This is a genomic window from Pirellulales bacterium (assembly GCA_019636345.1).
In the GTDB taxonomy this organism is placed as follows: Bacteria; Planctomycetota; Planctomycetia; order Pirellulales; family Lacipirellulaceae.
Genome location: JAHBXQ010000002.1, coordinates 805,780 through 822,840 on the forward strand (window position 1 = coordinate 805,780; position 17,061 = coordinate 822,840).

The window sequence follows — 17,061 nt, forward strand, 5'->3', positions numbered from 1 at the left end:
AGATGCGCCTATGCGGTGAACCACTCAGCCACGAAGTCGAGCGTCCTGCGGCGCGGCCCTGAATAGGGTTCGTCGCCCGATGCTGGAGAAGAGGCGCAATTCGAGCGTCGCGGACGGTTCCGCGAGGCAACGAACTCCAGCTTAAGAGGTGCTCATGTACGCTTCATTCGGCAAAGTCGCGGCCCTTGTCTGCTTTCTGCTGGCGGCGACCTTCTCGTCTTCAGTCTCCGGCCAACTCATCGGCATCGAGCCGATCGGCGACCCCACGGCGCCGGTGATCATCGTTCCCGGCCAGCCGTTCGAACAGTTCTATCCGAACGTGTTCGATCTGGATCATCCCAAGAAGCTGACCTTCGAGGGGGTGATCATCAACGACGACCCGAACAATCGACCCGGCGAAGTCGCCATCTGGTTCGACTGGCTCGACATCATGGGCGGCATATCGACTTCGCCCCCGGTCGTCCACACCATCGTTCCCGGCGTGCCGACGGACCTGTTCGGCCCGAGCGCGCCAATGTGGATCATCCCGTATTGCCCGCCGCAGGTGAGCATTCACATCGAGGCGTTGGGGCCCGGATTTCCCCTGGCCGTCAACGGGGTCTTCATCCACGAATGTCTGATCCCCGAGCCGGCGACAGTCGGGCTCGGGACGCTCGGATTCGCGTGCTTCTTTGCCGCCCTGAGGAGGCGTCCTGTTTGCTGATCGCAGCCGTTGCTTCTCGATATTGTTCTGCTTTCAAGAAAAGGCTGACCTCATGATCAGAATTGCGCAAGGATTCTCGGCGCTCGTCGCCGTGGCGTTGTTGACATCCATCGCCGAGGCTCAAACGGGCGGCACGATCGGCATTGAGCCGATCGTGACCTCGATTCCCCCCGGCGGGACGTTCGAACAGTTCTATCCCAACGTGTTCGACCTCGATCATCCGAAGCGGCTCAGCTTCGAGGGATCGATCGGCAACGGCAGTACGTCCGCGCCGGCCTTGGTTTACTTCTGGTTCGATTGGCTCGACCCGCGCGTGCCGCCGCCGAACGACGTCTTCACCAGCCCGCCTCTGCAGATTCCGTTGCAGCCCGGTCAGGTCATGACGTTCGGCTCAACTTCCGGGACTCCGCCCCTGGAATTCCTTATCCCGTTCTGTCCGCCTCAGGTGAGCATTCACATTGAGAATCGTGGCCAAACGGGACCGGTGTTCGTGGAAGGCCTGTTTATCCACGAGTGCCTGATCCCCGAACCGGCGACGGGGGGGCTTGCCGCGATCACTGCGGCAGGGCTGGCCGTCGTGCTGCGAACTCGGCGCAGTCGACGCATGTCGGCGGCGTAAACCGATGATCTGAGAACACGCAGGCCCTGTTGAGGCGAGCGAGGCGACCACGCCTCGCTCGCCCGCGGCTGACGATGCGCAGCAAAGCGTCCCGGTGTTTTCGCATGGGCGATTCTTCGCCTTGCGGATCTAGCGGCCGGATTGGGGGGAGCGCTACCGGTCGATCTCGCCCATGACGACGTCGAGCGAGCCGACGATCGCCGGCACGTCGGCGATCAGACAGCCGCGGCACAGTTCGCTAGTGACAGAGAGATTGCAAAACGAACTGCTGCGGGCTCGGGCGCGCCACGGGATCGACTCCCCGTTGCTGACCAGGTAGAAGCCCATCTGTCCGCGAGGACACTCCGTCTCGAGGTACGCCTCCCCCTTCGGGAGCTTCTCGGTGAGCTTGCGCGGTTCGCCGTAGCTTCCCTCGGCGGTGCTGTACCGATCGATCGCTTGGCGGACGAGGTCGACCGACTGCACGACTTCCAGCATCCGCACGTAGAACCGGTGCCAACAGTCCCCCAGCACCGCTTCCATCGGCACGGCCGGGTAGTCGTGGTCCTTGGGATAGTGGCCGTTGCGCTCGGCAATGACCTCGAAAGCGTAGCCGTCGTACATCGCGGTGTAGATTTCTTCGCCGTCGCGACGCAAGTCGTGGTCGACCCCGCTGCCGCGCAGCACCGGACCGCTTGTGCCGTAGTCGATCGCCTTCTTCGCCGACATGACTCCAATCCCCGCAGTCCGCTTCACGAAGATCGAATTGGTCGTCAGCAGCGTGTGGTACTCGGCGATGATCGGCTCGAACTGCTCGAGGAACGCTTCGCACTTTTGCAGCCAGCCGCGCGGCAGGTCGGCCGTGGCGCCGCCGACGGTGAGATAGCTGTAGGTCAGCCGGGCGCCGCACGCTTCTTCGAACAAATCGAGGATCTTCTCCCGTTCGCGGAACGCGTACAGGAACGGGCTGAAGGTCCCCAGATCGAGCCCGTAGGCCCCCATCCCCACCAGATGGCTGGCGATGCGCCCCATCTCGGCGATGATCACCCGCAGGTGCCGCCCCTTCTCCGGCGGCTCGTACTTGAGCAGCTTCTCGACGGCCAGGGCCCAGCCGAGATTCATGTTCATCGCCGCCAGATAATCCATCCGGTCGGTGTAGGGAATCCACTGCCGAGGAGTCAGGTTCTCGCCGATCTTCTCGGCGCACCGGTGGAGATAGCCCAAGTGGGGCGTCACCTCGGAGACCACCTCCCCGTCGGTCCGCAGCACCAGCCGCAACACGCCATGCGTGCTGGGATGCTGCGGCCCCATGTTGACGAGCATCTCGTCGGTGCGAACGTCAAATTCAATGACCCGCGGGTCGTCGACAAGCGTGGACATGGCGTGTGGTTGGGTGTCCGTGGTCAGTGCTGAGCAGGCGGCAGCTTGGAAAGCCTGTATACGCAGAAAGGTCAAGGAAAGAATCGAGCCATACCGACGACCGACAACTCCCTACCGCCCCCGAATCCCGTGATACTCAACCGGCATTTCGTAGTCCTTTCGCAGCGGGTAGCCGACCCAGTCCTCGGGGCAGAGGATTCGCCGCAGGTTCGGGTGATTGGTGAAGAACACCCCCAGCAGGTCGAACACCTCCCGCTCGTGCCAGTCGGCCGTGCTCCAAATGCTCGCCACCGACGGCGCCTCGGGAAGCTGGCCCGGCACGTCGTCTCGCCACCGCGGCAGCATGACTTTCAGCACCAAGCTGTGCTTATGCTGCATGCTGAACAGGTGATAGACGAGCTCCATGTGCGGCTCGAACTCCGCTTTGGCCGCCTTCTTCGGATCGGTGTGCAGGTAGTCGACCGCCGTCAGATTGCTCAGGTAGTCGAACGCCAAGCTCGGCTCGTCTCGCAAGTACCGGCAGACCTCGGTGATCCCGTCGACCGAGACTTCGATCCACGGATCGACGTTGTCGAAGTTGGCGCCGACGATCATGTCGCCGAATTTCTGCTTCAGTTGATCGACGAAGGCTTGGCCGCTCATGGGGCTCGTTTCAATCGAGTGATTGAGCTGAAGGTTGGCGGGGACAAAAAAACGATTGACGCAGATCAGGTCAGGGGATGAGCCTCGCCGGTCTCGCGGCGAGCGCGGCCCCTAGACCGACAGGATCGAGCCCGCGGGTCGGCCGACGCGCCCCCCCGCTTCGGTCGGATGCATCCGCTCGACGACTTCGCCGCGTTGGCTTTGAACCGACCGCACCCAGTCGAGGTCGCCCCGCTTCCACACGTAGAAGAAGCCGACCATCAGTACGGCGAAGAACACGCCGATGTCGACGATCGTCGAGGCGGCTAACCGGCGGGCGCTGCTCTTGATCGCCGCTTGCGCCACCTCGGCCGGAGTTGCATTGCGGCCGAATTCGCTCAGCACCGTTGCGGCCTCATCGACCGACAGCATCGTCGCGACGGTTTGCTGATCGGGTTCGCCCTTCGCGGCAACCAACTCGGCCCGGCGACGTTCGACGGCCCGTTCCCCAGCGCCCAGTTTCACCGCCAGATCGAGCGTGTCGCCGTACGAGATTGTCGGCGCTTGCGGATTGCGGACGCCCAACTCCTGGTACAGCGTCGCCACGCCAGGAGGCGTGACGCCCGGATCGGCGTCGGCCGTGATCGCCGCCGTGGGGCCGTTGTCGGCTCCCAGTCGCGTCGCCTTGCCGAAGACCGTCGCCCAGGGGAAGAAGAACGCCACTTCCACGTCGAAGATGATGAACAACAGCGCGACCACGTAAAACCGCAGGTCGAATTGCACGAAGCTCGAACCGATCGTTGGTTCGCCGCATTCGTAGATCTCCAGCTTCTCGTCGTTCGGCAGAGCAGGCCGCACGAAGCGACCGACGACCAGATTGGCGAAGAGAAACAACGCCGCCGCGCCGGCGAACAGCGCCAAATACGCGACGATTGCGGTGGGGGTGGCCATGGCGCTGCGATTTCAAGCCGTAAGGCGTGGGGAGCGGTGGAAACTCAGGCGTGCGTTATTGATTCGGCCCGCCGTGGACCGGTTCGACAATGACCTTCGACTGGGCCACCACCGTCGGGTTGAGCGTGGCGCGACCCCAGGCGACGTCCAGCGGCAAGCGCGAATAGTCGACGATGCACCCGTCGCGGCTGTAGCAACTCAGATCGTGCGTCGAACCCATGAAAATGCAATCGACCGGGCACGGCTCGACGCACAGGGCGCAGAACATGCACTTGGTGTAGTCGATCGTGTAGCCGGTGACCTTGAATCCTTTGCTCCCCTCGGCCCGTTCCTTGCCGATGTAGATGCAATCGACCGGGCATGCTTTGGCGCATTGGTCGCACGCGATGCAGGTCGTCAGGTCAAAGCGGTGAAAACCGCGATACCGGGCCGCCACCGGGACTGGCAGTTCGGGATACTCGAAGTGCTCGGTGAACGTCTTGCGATCAGGCCGATAGGTCTTGATCCAAGTCCGCAACGTCACCCACATGCCGTAGGCGACCGTGTAGACGGCCTCGAAGATGTTTCCCAGCCATGGGAAACCGCGTTTCAACCGAGCAATCATGGGGCGAGGGCATCCTTCAGCCCGCTGACGGCGAGGTCGACTGCGGGCGCATACTGCGGGCGGCCAGCGTGGCAAGTCGCGTTTGTCCGGCGCGCAACTTGCCGCTGCATGCACGTGTGAACCGCCGATTATAGGGCCCGCGTAACGACCCGCAACCGGAGCGCCGCCGCCCCCGCGCACGATTTTCGCGACTTTCTCCACGAGCCCGCGTGAGGGTTGGCTGTGTCGGCGAGGAGGGCGCCAACGCGATCGCGCAGCGAGCCGCCAAGACGCCGGAGCGGTTGCTGCGCTGGTCGCCCCGAGCACCGAGCGCGCCCCCCGATCAGCGCGTAGCAGCGTGCCGCAAATACTCCCCTCGTCGTGCTGCAGTGAGGTCGTCTGAACTCCTGGCAGACAACGTCACGGACCCGTCGAATCGCGCAGGCCTGGGGCGCTCGTCGAAGCGGCGGTAACGCCTGAACACAACGGAACTTCCACCTTGCCGGGGCGACTCGAATCCTCTTGGCGCGCCCAGGAGGCGGCCGGGTCCGGCTCTGCCCTCGCAAGTCGTCGTCGCGGCGAGTTCAAAGGGCCGGCGGTTGCCCCCGGCGGCCGCACGTTGCCGCGACAGATTGCGACGTAAAGTGAACAATGGAATCAAGTTACGGAAATGATTGAGCCAGGCGTACACGGCAATTCGGGGACTTCGGGCAAATTTTTACGATCCCACGGGTCCCAGATGCCCCGGATGCCGCGCAGGCGGGTGTTCAGAAAATACCGCCTCGCGTAGCAAAAAAGGGACCGTTTCGCAAGCAACTTTTCTTGACTCCCGGTATCCGCCACGTAGAGTGGAACGAGGGGATTTGTAAGACGCCCCTACCGATCTGTCGGGATCTCCCCCGGGAGGGTTATCCGGCAACCCCCGTCAGATCGCCGTCCGGGTCTCGCAACCGCAACGGAATGAGCCCGGCGCTAACCCGAAGGAATCGTGCGATGTTAGTCCTGTCTCGCAAGAAGAACGAGAGTATTGTCATCAACGATGACATTACGATCGTGGTCGTCGAGATTCGCGGCGACAAGGTCCGCCTCGGGGTCGAGGCTCCGAAGGAAGTCCCCGTCCACCGGAACGAGGTGTACGAGGCGATTCGGCGGAACCAGCCCGTGAATTCCGAACCCCCGACCGCCGAAGCCGGCTCCGCTGAGTAGTTTCGTTTTGCGGCGCTCCGTCGGCGCTTTAGCGGGAATTTGTGCGCGATCGCGCAAGAATACCGATAGATGCAGCTTTCCCCAGCGGCGATGATCGCCGCTGTTTTCTTGCGCTCGCCCCCCGTCGCGGCGAGCTTGGACCGCGAGGTCTCGGATTTTCCGTGGCGCGCGTCCCCGCATCGCGGTTGTTCCTGCAGGGCAGTTTGCGGTCCCGGCGGCCCCTCGCCGCGAATCCTGGGTTGACGATTTCCGCCGCGCCGCGACAATCAGTCGCTCACGCAGAAGTCCGTCGCCCTCTGGCGTTACCGCAGGGGCCCCGTCGTCTAGCGGTCTAGGACTCCGGCCTTTCACGCCGGCAACACGGGTTCGAGTCCCGTCGGGGTCACTTTCATTTCTGCGTTGAGGGAGCCGTCGTTCGTGTCGGTTGCAAGCTCTACTGACATCCCCTACGACGCGGTGCTCGTCGTGTCGTTCGGCGGGCCCGAAGGGCAAGACGACGTTCTGCCGTTTCTGGAAAACGTGCTTCGGGGCAAGAACGTTCCGCGGGAGCGGATGCTCGAGGTGGCCGACCACTATCGCCGTTTCGGCGGGCTCAGCCCAATCAACGAGCAGAATCGGCAGTTGATCGCGGCGCTCGAAGCGGAGCTAGCCTCACACGGCCCGCCGTTGCCGATCTACTGGGGCAATCGCAACTGGCATCCCCTGCTCCCCGACACGCTCCGGCAGATGGCCGACGACGGCGTGAAGAACGCTCTGGCGTTTTTCACCAGCACGTACAGCAGCTACTCGGGTTGCCGACAGTATCGCGAGAACATCGCCGACGCTCAGGCTGCGGTCGGCCCCCGAGCGCCGAGGGTCGCCAAGCTGCGGATGCCTTACAACCATCCGGGGTTCATCGAGACGATGGCCGATCGCCTTCGCGACGCCCTGAGCCGACTGCCGGCCGAGTTGCAGGACGAGGCGTTGGTGATGTTCACCGCCCATAGCATCCCGGTCGGGATGGCGGCCAACTGCAAGTACGAGCTTCAATTGCATGAGTCGTGCCGACTGGTCGCCGAGCGAGCCGACCGCTCGAAGTGGGAGATCGTGTATCAAAGTCGCAGCGGCCCGCCGCAGCAGCCGTGGTTGGAACCCGACGTCTGCGATCGCATTGAACAGTTGCACGCCGAGGACGCGCTCCCCGCGCTGGCGATTGTGCCGATCGGGTTTATCAGCGACCACATGGAGGTCCTCTACGACTTGGACACCGAGGCCCGCGACGTGTGCCAGCGCGTCGGCGTGCCGATGGAGCGAGCTGCGACTGCGGGAACCCATCCGCGGTTCGTGCGAATGATCCGCGAGATGATCGTTGAACGAATGACCCCTGGCGCCGCGCGGCCTGCCTGCGGCGACCTGGGACCCAGCCATGACGTCTGCCCCGTCGACTGCTGTCAGTACGTTCCGCAGCGCCCGTCTGCGGCAAAGGCTCCATAGCCTGCGCAATTAGTCCAGCCTCTTCAGCCCTTGTCGCGAGTTCGCTTTCGTCGGCGGGTTTCGTCGGCGAACGACTTGCGTTACAATGGGGGAACCGCCGCGGGGCAACTGAGCTTGTCTCGCTTCTTGGCGACGCCCCCGTTGCGTCGTCCTCGCCTGCCTCTCCCTCGACTCGGAGCAGGACGATGACCCACGGCGTTCAGCCCGCTTGCGGGCTGTTCTCTGCTTGCCAATCGCATGTGCGACAGCCTCCGGCCGTCGTTCGCGACAGGCGTCTGCGTCCTCTCCCCAACGGAAAGGAGACCCGCGATGAGCGCTCCGTCGCTAGGTCGCATTCTGATGATTTCCACGCACGGCTATGTCGCTGCGGAACCTGAATTCGGCAAGCCCGACACCGGCGGGCAAGTCGTCTACGTGCTTGAACTCTCGAAGTGTCTCGGTCGAATGGGCTATGAGGTCGATGTCCTGACCCGGCAGTTCGAGGATCAACCGGCCGTCGAACGGATTGACGAGCGCGTCACGCTGCGGCGGTTTCCGTGCGGAGGCCGCGAGTTCATCCCCAAGGAAACGCTTTGCGACTCGATCCCCGAGTGGGTCGAAGGAGTCAGCCGTTGGCTCCGCAGAGAGAGTCGACCGGTGACGCTGATCAACAGCCACTACTGGGATGCGGGGCTCGCCGGGCAGGCCTTGGCTACGCGATTCGAGGTTCCGCACTTCCATACGCCCCACTCGATCGGCGCCTGGAAACGCGACAACATGGACGGCGATCCCGCGGAACTCGAAACGAAGTACAACTTCAAGCAGCGAATTCGCGAGGAAAAGGTCGTCTACGACGAGTGCGACGCGCTGATCGCGACGACCCCGGCGCAACGGAAACTGCTGTTGGCAAGCGAGTACGACGCATCGCCCGAGAAGATCTGCGTCATTCCTCCGGGGTACGACGATCGGCGGTTCTTTCCCGTATCGCGGGCGACGCGGATGACGCTGAAGCACGAATTGAATCTCGAAGGGAAGATCGTGCTTGCTCTGGGGCGCATGGCCAAGAACAAGGGTTACGACCTCCTGCTGCAGGCGATGCCGGTCGTGTTCGAGCGGATTCCCGACTGCCGGCTGATGCTGGCTGTCGGGTCGAGCGAGCCGTCGCCCGGCGAGGTCGCGCAGATCGACGAATTGAAACGCTTGGCCGCGACGATGGGAATCGCCGATCGCGTGCTGTTTCATGACTACGTCAGCGACGATCAGTTGCCCGACTGCTATCGAGCGGCGGATTTGTTCGCCCTCTGCAGTCGGTACGAGCCGTTCGGCATGACCGCAGTCGAGGCAATGGCCTGCGGCACGCCGACGGTCGTGACGACCGAGGGGGGACTGTGGGAGCAAACCGTCTGGGGGCTCGACGCGGTGTTCGCCAATCCCTTCGACCCTCCTGCGTTCGGCCATGCCATTGCCGCAGTGCTGCAGCACGAGGGGGTCGCGGCGCAATTGGCCAAGCACGGTTCGCAGAAGGCGCGGGCGCGGTTCACGTGGACGGGGATCGCGCACCAGTTGCTGTGCCAACTGCAAAGTCGGCACGTCACGGCGGGCGACGCCCCGTACGATTGGAATCAGCAAGTCGAACCGGCGACGGAGGTGGAGACATGGAGCGGCATTTCCTCCTTGTGAGCGACGTCGACGGCACGCTGCTGGGAGACGACCCGGCCACGGTGGCGTTCGCTGCGTGGCATGAGCGGCGCCGCGAGGTTCGGCTGGCGCTGAACTCGGGGCGGTTCACGGCTTCATTGCAGCGGTCGATCGAGCGGACAGCGCTGCCGGCTCCGGACGCCCTCGTCGGCGGCGTGGGGACCGAAATCCGCTTGGGGCCCGATTGGGACCTGCTCGACGGTTGGCCTGCTGCGGACGGTTGGAATGCGGCGGTCGTTCGCGAGGCGCTCGAAAACCATCCCCGTACGCGGCTGCAGGAGGAAGAGTTTCTGTCCGAGCACAAGATCAGCGCGCATGCGGTCGACCTGACCCCGGGCGAACTGGTCGAGATCGAGGAGGCGCTCGCTGCCGCGGGGGTCGCGGCGCGCGTCGTGTACAGTTCGGCCCGCGATCTTGACGTACTTCCTTGCGGGGTCGACAAGGGGACGGCCGCGCTGAGATTGGCGTCCCATTGGGGCATCCCCCCGGAGCGAGTGATCGTGGCGGGGGATTCGGGCAACGACGCCGCAATGTTTCGGATCGGCGCACGCGGGATCTTGGTCGGCAACGCCCAGGCGGACCTTCGCAAGGCGGCAGCGGGAGACGTGTACCCCGCCGCTGCGTCCTACGCCGCCGGAGTCATTGAAGGCGCCGAATACTGGCTCGCCAGACTGTCATCGTCCGGCTACTTGCCAGTCGCCAGTCGCTCGTCCGTCACGCCGCATTGATCGAATCCGGCTCAAGGTGCAGATCGTGGCACGCTTTGATAAAGCTGGCTGCGTTCCACGCCTGGAACGCTTTGCCCATCGGTCGGCCGGTGACGCCATGGTGCCACTCGTTGAACTCCCATTCGTGGGAGACGCCATGCGAGCAAAGCCGTGCGAGCTTCACCAGTTCGCGGCGGGCGAGGTCCTGCATCCCAAGCTTGTGGACGTACCGGACCCACAACCCCCCGATAAACGGCCAGATGCCGCCGTTGTGATAGTGCTCGGGGAGGTTAAGCAGATTGACGGTGAAGTAGTCGCGCCACTCGGGGTCTCCCGCGTGGATCGGGGGATAGGCGTTCTTCACCGGGCCCGGTTCGTTGACCCCCACGCCCCAGAGAAAACGGAACGTCTGCATCGCTCGCGGCTTGTCGACCAGCCCCGTGAGATAGGCCAGCAGATTGGCGTACACGTCGCACCGCCAACTGTAGTTGAACGGCGAGATTTGAGCGACCAGATACCGGGCGTCCCCCAACTGATATTGCACCTGGGCGAAGTTCGCCCCGCCCCCGTCGCGGGCCGTTGCGGTCGAAGGCCAGAAGTTCTTAAGGATGACGTCGCCGACATGGTCGGCCCACCGGCGATAGTCCGCGGCTCGGTCGCCGTCGCCCAGGCGTTCGAGCATGTCAGCGAAGCAAGTCAAGCACCGTCGCCACAGCACTTCGTCGTACAACACGTGGTAGCTGCGGGCGAACAGGTCGGTCCAGTCGCCCGCCTCGGGGATCTCCAGCAAGCCGCAGTTGTTCGAGTCGAGAGCACTGAGCCAATCGACGGCCCGTTGCAGCGTGCCGCGATACTCCTCGGCGAAACTCCAATCGTTGCGCTCGTGACAGAACCACCACGCCGCGATGATGGTCCAGATGGCCCCGTCGATCGAGGTGATGCCGCCGACGCCGCCGTACTCGGGATGGTCGGTGTCGATCAGCACGTGAGCGGGAAGCTGTCCCGCGGGAGCCTGCCGATCAAGGATCGTGCGCAGCGTGGCCTCCTGACACGCCTGGATCTCCTCGTCCGCCAGATCGAGCGACCAGATGACCGTCTTCGCCCCGTCGCGAGCCCAGACCGAGCGATAGTTCGCGTCGGTGCCGCTCACCACGTTGTCGACCAGCGAGCAGGCGCTGAAGCCCTTGGGGGTGATGTTGCGTTTGAGCGCATCGACCCCCCGTTGATAAGCCAGTTGCAGGAGCGCCTGTTCTTCGGCGCTAAGTTCTCGGTAATCGCTAGGGTCGAACAGGATGCGCTTGGTCATCGGCTCGCGAGGGGACGCGGGAGCGGTCGGAGATCGGATCGTCGGTGCTTCTATCCTATCAAATTCTGGAGGTGCGCAACATATCGCGGCGCCGTGCGCCGCGAGATGTCTCCCGCGATTGGCGATTCTAGAGCGTTTCGACCAACTCGCGTTCGCCGAGGAGCCGCACGCAATCGGGTTCCGCGAGGTCGACTTCAAAGGTGACTGGGTAGCGGTATCCTTGCGGCGGGGCCGGGGCGATCGCCGGAATCCGCCGCGCCATGCGGAGCGCAAATTCCTTGAGCGCCGGCCGCAAGCCGGTTTGCTTCGTGTTGGTCCAGGCCCCCGGCAGCAGGCTGCGAAAGTGGCGGTTCGCGAGCAGCACGTTGTTGCGCCGCACTGCGGCGCGGGTCATGTGCTCGGTCGACAGCGACACGTTGAGCCCCTCGGTGTTCACGACCCGATGCGGCGTGTGCTGCGGCCAGGTGATCATCTCCCCCGGTTCGAGCTCGGTGCTGATCGCCAGTTCGTCCCACTCGGGGCGGAAGTCGAGCTCTTCGGACTTCTCGCCGGCAAGGACTCCCTCGATCGTCGCGTCCGAAACGATTCCCGATTCAAGCGGATAGGCCCACACTCGCTTCCGCCCGCGGATGTGCCACAGCATGTTCACCGGGCAGTCGAGGTGGTAATAAACCTGGGCCCCCGGCGAGCTGATCAGCAGATTGGCCGAACGATTGAACGTGCGGAGTCCCGGCGTCGCGGCCTCGAGGTCGGCGTACAGGTCGTGCACCAGATCCGACAACTGGGGATGGTGGTCGAGCACTCGGCGGATGTTGAGCCAAATGCGCCCTCGGCTGGCGGCCTCGAGCAATTGGGTCCCGTTGAGTTCGCCCGCGGAGCCTTCGCGCCACTCGTTGCGATCGGCCGGATCGCGGCCCATGGTGTTGATCCCCAGGTCGCGGCGGGGATGGCGATCGAGCAATTCGACCAGAGCGTCGTCGGAAAATTGCGGGAGCGTATGCAGCCGATGCTGCGCCACGAATATCTCGCGGTCCATGCGAGCGGCTTGTTCGGGAGTCCAGTGGTCGAGCAGCGAGCGGGGCATCGGGTGCGTCCTGAGGGCGAAGCGGGGACGGCCGTCGGGCAACGGCAGGTTGCGGGATTCAGCAAGTCTACCTTGTTTTCGCCCAGGAGATCGCGCGGAGCGCGCCCCGTGAGCCGACGTGACGCCGCTCCGTGAGGGGCCTCCCGAGTCCAACCCCTACAACCCGAACAAGGAGGACCGCAGCGACGCCGACGGGGGACGGCGTGGGGGTGAAAGCATCTACAACATCCGTCGCCGAGCGAGGGGGACGCGACCGGATCGAGCCGGTCCGACAGATCAGAGTGACAGAAAAAAATGCACAGCGACTTGGCTGGCGGGAGCGCCTGTCGATGGGACGGATGCAAGCGGCTTCTCCGGTCGGGACGATGTGCGTCACATGCGCCTTGCTGCGACCATATCCGAATCCGAGTGATATGCGTTATGCGCGGCATTTATGCAGCGCTGAACGCTTACGCGTACGCCGGGTCGGCGAACTGCGCCAACAGCCACTGCACCGCCGCGGCGGAGATCTCCACCGGCAGCGAGGCCGGGGGCTTCGGCGAATCGAGCGTTTGCGACACGTCGAGCGGCAGGTGAACGAACACCGCTTGCGTCGGGAGCGCCAAGCGTTCGATGAGATAGTGCGCCGTGTAGAGCGCCGCGTTGCACAGATACGTGCCGGCATGGTACGAGGCATGCACGGGGAGCCCCGCGGAGCGCATCTCGCGGGCCCAGCCCTCGATCGGCAACTCGGTCCGGTACGCCACCGGGCCGTCGGCGCACAACGGCCGGGCTTCCTCGGCGCCGTTCTCGGCCTCGCGGGCCGCGTTCAGGCCGATCGCCTCGAGCTCGATCGCCGTCCGCCCCGAGGCTTGCCCCAGCATGATCGCGGCGTCGAAGTTTTCGCGCAGATCCCGTTCCAACCGCGGCCGCAGTTGGGCGAAGTCGACCGGGTAGCGGCGCGTCGTCACCTGCGGCGACGCGGGAAGCGTGCGGGTCACCTGCTCCAGCGCCAGCCAACTCGCATTGGTGCGCCACGGGCCGAAGGGTTCAAACGCGGTGAGCAGAACGCGGGCCATAGGCGGCGACAACCGGGCGAGCGGCACGGAACGACATTGGCGAACCAAGGCGGGCCAAAGCGACAGGTGAAGGGATCATACCTTCATCTGCCGGACGGCGCCGGAACAATCTCCCCAGACGCCGGCGACGACGGGGGCGCAATCCCCATCGCGGCCAGCTTGCGATCGATCCGTGCGGTCTGCACGGCCAGCCACCGCCGGAGCACGCTCACGGCCAGGAGCAACACGCCAGAGTACATAACGATCGGAAAGACCGCCGGGATCGGAGGGCCGTTCCCGCGCGAGATGCTCGCCATCAGGTACGTCGCGGGGCTCATCCCCAGGATCAGGTCGGCCGGGCCCCCCGGGCCGCGGGAAATCTGGCGAAACTCGATCAGCCCCGAACTCACCAGCGGCGGGACCACGGCCAGCAGGGCGATGAGAAACAGGGCCAGCGAGCGGCCGTACTTTCCCGCTGCCGCGGAGAACGATTGGTACAGCGCGGAGATCGCAGTGGCGACGATCCCGGTCGCCACGAGCGGCCCCCCCAAGTCGGCGACGGCCCCCGAGATCGGCGGCCCCTGGCTCAGCCGCACCGGCGCCCATGCCGCCAGGGCGAAGACGGCCAGTCCCACGACCGCCAGCGCGGCGTACATCGCCAGCGCGGGCGATCGGTCGCCCCACAGCCAATCGTTCCAAGGCGAACGCGTGCCACGGTCACGCCAAATCCAGGATGCGAGGGCTTCGCGCGACGGCGTGCCGGCCATGGTTACGACGAGGCAGGCGATCAAATGGACGAGACAGTAGCGGTAGACCCCCTCGGACAGCGGCGTGCCGGCTTGCGCCTCACTGACGCAGACCCCCGCGGCCGTCAAGTCGACCGCTGCGACGGCTTCGTAAACGCGGCTCCGCTTGAGCGGCGGGTCGAGCGTGCTGCGCAGCCGGCGAGCCATGGCCGCCATGACCGACGCCGCCACGGCAAGCTGGACGATCGGGGCCGCGACGAGCGACGGGACGTGCACTCCCCACAGCGATACGACGGCTCCCCCCGAGTCTCCCTGCGCGAGATGCATCAGCGAGAGCAGAGGCGTCAGAAGCCCCGCCGGCGCCGCCATCCAGGGATTGTCGAGCAATCCGCCGCGGTTGGCCGCGTTGACGACGATAAACTGCACGAGCAAGATCGGAAACACGATAAACGCCCCGGCAAAGCTGCCGCGATTCTTGTTCGCCGAGCTCTCAGGGATCACCAGCGTGTGCATCAACCCGAGCGCCGCGGCCATGAGCGTGAACGTCGCCAGATTGACGTACAGCAGCAACACCGCCCCGGCCGAGGCGGCGCCGAAGTACCAGCACAGGACCGCCAGCGGCACGGTCGCCAGCGCGAAGAAGTAGCCCATCGCCGGCTCGCCGATCATCTTGCCGAGCATGATTTGCCGGGGGCTGAGCGAGACGATCCGCTGGAAGTCGAGCGTGCGGTTGGCGACCTCGGCGGTCATCGATCCCGCGACGCTGAACAGGGTCACGGCGCCCGAGACGACGAACTGGATGCCTAGGATGCCAAGCAGATAGGCGCGGCTGAGCGGAATCGGCAGCCCCCTGTTTTGCTGGTCTGCGTAGTGCAGGATCGCCCCCAGTCCGACCAGGGCCAGCCCGTAAAGCGACGCCGTGAAGCCGGGCGACCCCTTGCGGTACTTAATCCGCATTGCCGAGACCACGAGGGGATTGTTCCAGAACTTCCAGTGGTTCATGCCGTGCGATGCCCCGAGATCCGCATGTAGATATCCTCGAGATCGTCCTCCTCGGCGGCGAACGACACCACGTCGAACCCCTCGGCGACGATCGCCCTGTGAAGCGCCGGCAACTCCTCGCGGGGGGCGTGCCATTGGCAGCGAACCCGCTGACCGGCGACCATCGCCCCGTCGACGTGCGGGCGGGCTGCGAGCCACTCGGCCAATCGCGCCGGATCGCCCAGGGCCTCGACCTCCAACCGCAGGGTCGCCGAGAGCTGGGCGAGAATCTCCCCCACCGACCCTGCGGCCAGCAGCTTGCCTTGTTCCAGGATGCCGATTGACGTGCAAAACTCGGTCATCTCGGCCAGGATGTGGCTGGAGATCACCACTGTGCGGCCCATGGCGTGAAGTTGCTTGATCAGTTCGCGAAACTCGACGCGCCCCGCGGGGTCGAGGCCCGAGGCGGGCTCGTCCAGCAGCAACAGCTGCGGTTCGTGGAGCAGGCTCTTGGCGAAGCAGAGCCGCTGCCGCATCCCCCGCGACAGCGTGTTGATCGTCGCGTCGCGGCGGACTTCCAGCGAGACGAGTTCCAGAGCCTCGTCGATCAGCTTCTCCCGCCGATCGGGGCCGATGCCGTAGCAGCGGGCGAAGTGGTCGAGATACTCCCAGGCCCGCATTTGCTCGTACAGGCTGAAGAAGTCCGACATGTAGCCGATCAGCGGATGGACCCGCAAGGGGTCGGCCAGCACGTCGACGCCGTCGATCCGCACGTCGCCATAGGTCGGCTCCAGCAGCGTGGCCAGCACGCGGATGAGGGTCGTCTTGCCGGCGCCGTTGGGGCCGATCAGGCCGAACACCTCGCCGCGGGGGATCTCCAGCGACAGGTTCTCGACGGCCACGGTGTCGCCGTACTCCATGCGGAAGTGCTGCACAGAGACCATCGGGCGGTTTGCGGCCGCGATTGCAGCGGTCATGTGAACACCCGCTTAGCGGCGGCCGCGCCTCGTTCGGCGATGGCCTCGTCGATCGCGGCGAGTTGCTCGGAAGAGAGCCGCCACCCCATGGCCCCGGCGGTCTCCTCGATCTGCCACGGCCGCTTTGCCCCGCACAATGCGGCGGTGACGCCCTCCTGGCAGATCGTCCAGTTGATCACCACCTGCGCGACGGTCCGCCCCGCGGGTTGGGCGATGGCTTCCAAGCGGTCGACGAATCGCCGGTTCCGCTCCCATTCCTCCCCTTGGTACATCGGGTACTTGCGGCGATTGTCGTCGGGCGCCAGGTCGCTCTCCTTCTTGAGCGCCCCGGCCAGCAGCCCTTTCATCAGCGGCCAGTAGACGCACACGGCGATCTCCCGCTCGCGACACCAGGGGAGAGTCCGTTGCTCGATGTCGCGCTGCAGCATGTTGTACGGCAACTGCACTGCGGCCAGCGGGCACGCGGAGTGGAATTCTTGGATCTGTTCGAGCGTGCAGTTCGAAGCCCCCGCCGAGCGGGCCTTGCCGGCCGCGATCAACTCGGCGATCGCTCCGGCCGACTCGGCGACCGGAGTCGTCCCATCGGGCGCGTGCAAATAGAACAGGTCGACCCGGTCGGTCCGCAGCCGGCGAAGGCTCGTCTCGCATTCGGCCAACAGCGTCGCGGGACGGGCGTCGTTGGCGTATTCGCCGGCCTCGTCGAAGTGGATCCCCCCTTTGCCGGCGATGACGACCCGCTCGCGAACCCCGACGAGCGCCTCGCCCAGCAGTAGATCGCTTTCGCCGTTGCGGCCGTAGCAGTAGGCGGTGTCGAGGTGGTTGATCCCTGCGTCGAGGGCGGCGCGGATCGTCGCGAGACTGTCCTCGCGATTGGCGTCGAGAGTCGTCACCCCCGACATCGGCCAGCAGCCCAGGGCTACGGGCGCGATCGCCGGCCCGTCGGGCCCAAGCGGTCGCGAGTCGACAGGTTCATCGCGGGAAGATTTAGCGGCGGTCATCGTCGGTCCCCGGCAGGACAAAGCGGCCTTGCG

The 17,061-nt window shown here is 65.1% G+C and carries 15 protein-coding genes, 1 tRNA gene and 1 pseudogene; 7 read left to right on the forward strand and 10 right to left on the reverse strand.

All coding sequences use genetic code 11. The features are described 5' to 3' along the window. Window positions 1-154 precede the first annotated feature (154 nt). Window positions 155-703 (forward strand): PEP-CTERM sorting domain-containing protein, encoded by a 549-nt coding sequence (locus KF688_07060; protein ID MBX3425421.1) that lies wholly within the window; start codon window positions 155-157, stop codon window positions 701-703. A 52-nt stretch (window positions 704-755) separates the two neighbouring features. After that, window positions 756-1,322, forward strand: a complete 567-nt coding sequence (locus tag KF688_07065; protein ID MBX3425422.1) for a hypothetical protein — start codon at window positions 756-758, stop codon at window positions 1,320-1,322. Window positions 1,323-1,475: 153 nt separating this feature from the next. Here KF688_07065 and KF688_07070 read toward each other — a convergent pair whose 3' ends face one another. The 4 genes and pseudogenes from KF688_07070 to KF688_07085 form a co-directional block, all read right to left on the reverse strand. Beyond that, complete coding sequence (locus KF688_07070; protein MBX3425423.1) at window positions 1,476-2,681, reverse strand: NADH-quinone oxidoreductase subunit D; 1,206 nt, start codon at window positions 2,679-2,681, stop codon at window positions 1,476-1,478. A 111-nt stretch (window positions 2,682-2,792) separates the two neighbouring features. After that, window positions 2,793-3,323: an NADH-quinone oxidoreductase subunit C gene (locus KF688_07075; GenBank protein MBX3425424.1), complete on the reverse strand. Its 531-nt coding sequence runs from the start codon at window positions 3,321-3,323 to the stop codon at window positions 2,793-2,795. 528 nt (window positions 3,324-3,851) lie between these two features. Further along, window positions 3,852-4,253 (reverse strand): annotated as a pseudogene (locus tag KF688_07080) (NADH-quinone oxidoreductase subunit A). Window positions 4,254-4,308: 55 nt separating this feature from the next. After that, complete coding sequence (locus tag KF688_07085) at window positions 4,309-4,857, reverse strand: NADH-quinone oxidoreductase subunit I (GenBank protein ID MBX3425425.1); 549 nt, start codon at window positions 4,855-4,857, stop codon at window positions 4,309-4,311. 972 nt (window positions 4,858-5,829) lie between these two features. On the opposite strand from KF688_07085, the gene csrA reads away from it, so the two are divergent. From csrA to KF688_07110, 5 genes are all read left to right on the forward strand, one after another. Next, window positions 5,830-6,042, forward strand: coding sequence for a carbon storage regulator CsrA (gene csrA, locus KF688_07090; protein ID MBX3425426.1), 213 nt, complete (start codon window positions 5,830-5,832; stop codon window positions 6,040-6,042). 312 nt (window positions 6,043-6,354) lie between these two features. Next, window positions 6,355-6,427, forward strand: a tRNA-Glu gene (locus tag KF688_07095). A 56-nt stretch (window positions 6,428-6,483) separates the two neighbouring features. Beyond that, entirely contained in the window at window positions 6,484-7,515 is a 1,032-nt protein-coding gene (locus KF688_07100; protein ID MBX3425427.1) for a ferrochelatase, read from the forward strand. 309 nt (window positions 7,516-7,824) lie between these two features. Then, complete coding sequence (locus KF688_07105; GenBank protein ID MBX3425428.1) at window positions 7,825-9,174, forward strand: glycosyltransferase; 1,350 nt, start codon at window positions 7,825-7,827, stop codon at window positions 9,172-9,174. After that, a complete protein-coding gene (locus KF688_07110; protein ID MBX3425429.1) occupies window positions 9,150-9,920 on the forward strand; it encodes an HAD-IIB family hydrolase in 771 nt (256 codons plus the stop codon). Before KF688_07105 ends, KF688_07110 begins: the two co-directional genes overlap by 25 nt. Here the strand turns inward: KF688_07110 and KF688_07115 are convergent. The 6 genes from KF688_07115 to KF688_07140 all read right to left on the reverse strand — a co-directional run bounded on the left by KF688_07115 (window position 9,907) and on the right by KF688_07140 (window position 17,028). Further along, the gene (locus KF688_07115; GenBank protein ID MBX3425430.1) at window positions 9,907-11,205 is read right to left on the reverse strand and encodes a hypothetical protein; all 1,299 of its coding nucleotides are present in this window, start codon (window positions 11,203-11,205) and stop codon (window positions 9,907-9,909) included. The two genes, KF688_07110 and KF688_07115, sit on opposite strands and share 14 nt — an antisense overlap. 127 nt (window positions 11,206-11,332) lie before the next feature. Further along, window positions 11,333-12,289, reverse strand: coding sequence for a hypothetical protein (locus KF688_07120; protein MBX3425431.1), 957 nt, complete (start codon window positions 12,287-12,289; stop codon window positions 11,333-11,335). A 449-nt stretch (window positions 12,290-12,738) separates the two neighbouring features. Next, the gene (locus tag KF688_07125; protein ID MBX3425432.1) at window positions 12,739-13,347 is read right to left on the reverse strand and encodes a pyroglutamyl-peptidase I; all 609 of its coding nucleotides are present in this window, start codon (window positions 13,345-13,347) and stop codon (window positions 12,739-12,741) included. 83 nt (window positions 13,348-13,430) lie between these two features. Further along, window positions 13,431-15,074 carry a hypothetical protein gene (locus KF688_07130; protein MBX3425433.1) on the reverse strand — a complete coding sequence of 548 codons (1,644 nt, stop codon included), beginning with the start codon at window positions 15,072-15,074 and terminating at the stop codon, window positions 13,431-13,433. Further along, window positions 15,071-16,030 (reverse strand): ABC transporter ATP-binding protein, encoded by a 960-nt coding sequence (locus tag KF688_07135; GenBank protein ID MBX3425434.1) that lies wholly within the window; start codon window positions 16,028-16,030, stop codon window positions 15,071-15,073. The genes KF688_07130 and KF688_07135 overlap by 4 nt, the downstream gene beginning before the upstream one ends. Beyond that, window positions 16,027-17,028: an aldo/keto reductase gene (locus tag KF688_07140; protein ID MBX3425435.1), complete on the reverse strand. Its 1,002-nt coding sequence runs from the start codon at window positions 17,026-17,028 to the stop codon at window positions 16,027-16,029. The genes KF688_07135 and KF688_07140 overlap by 4 nt, the downstream gene beginning before the upstream one ends. Between the last annotated feature and the right edge of the window lie 33 nt (window positions 17,029-17,061).

What these genes read in the sequence shown, in the direction of transcription:
- KF688_07140 (MBX3425435.1), bottom strand. Translation starts at nt 17,028, where the DNA reads ATGACCGCCGCTAAATCTTCCCGCGATGAACCTGTCGACTCGCGACCG.
- KF688_07135 (MBX3425434.1), bottom strand. Translation starts at nt 16,030, where the DNA reads ATGACCGCTGCAATCGCGGCCGCAAACCGCCCGATGGTCTCTGTGCAG.
- KF688_07110 (MBX3425429.1), top strand. Translation starts at nt 9,150, where the DNA reads ATGGAGCGGCATTTCCTCCTTGTGAGCGACGTCGACGGCACGCTGCTG.
- csrA (MBX3425426.1), top strand. Translation starts at nt 5,830, where the DNA reads ATGTTAGTCCTGTCTCGCAAGAAGAACGAGAGTATTGTCATCAACGAT.
- KF688_07125 (MBX3425432.1), bottom strand. Translation starts at nt 13,347, where the DNA reads ATGGCCCGCGTTCTGCTCACCGCGTTTGAACCCTTCGGCCCGTGGCGC.
- KF688_07085 (MBX3425425.1), bottom strand. Translation starts at nt 4,857, where the DNA reads ATGATTGCTCGGTTGAAACGCGGTTTCCCATGGCTGGGAAACATCTTC.
- KF688_07130 (MBX3425433.1), bottom strand. Translation starts at nt 15,074, where the DNA reads ATGAACCACTGGAAGTTCTGGAACAATCCCCTCGTGGTCTCGGCAATG.
- KF688_07115 (MBX3425430.1), bottom strand. Translation starts at nt 11,205, where the DNA reads ATGACCAAGCGCATCCTGTTCGACCCTAGCGATTACCGAGAACTTAGC.
- KF688_07075 (MBX3425424.1), bottom strand. Translation starts at nt 3,323, where the DNA reads ATGAGCGGCCAAGCCTTCGTCGATCAACTGAAGCAGAAATTCGGCGAC.
- KF688_07060 (MBX3425421.1), top strand. Translation starts at nt 155, where the DNA reads ATGTACGCTTCATTCGGCAAAGTCGCGGCCCTTGTCTGCTTTCTGCTG.
- KF688_07065 (MBX3425422.1), top strand. Translation starts at nt 756, where the DNA reads ATGATCAGAATTGCGCAAGGATTCTCGGCGCTCGTCGCCGTGGCGTTG.
- KF688_07105 (MBX3425428.1), top strand. Translation starts at nt 7,825, where the DNA reads ATGAGCGCTCCGTCGCTAGGTCGCATTCTGATGATTTCCACGCACGGC.
- KF688_07120 (MBX3425431.1), bottom strand. Translation starts at nt 12,289, where the DNA reads ATGCCCCGCTCGCTGCTCGACCACTGGACTCCCGAACAAGCCGCTCGC.
- KF688_07070 (MBX3425423.1), bottom strand. Translation starts at nt 2,681, where the DNA reads ATGTCCACGCTTGTCGACGACCCGCGGGTCATTGAATTTGACGTTCGC.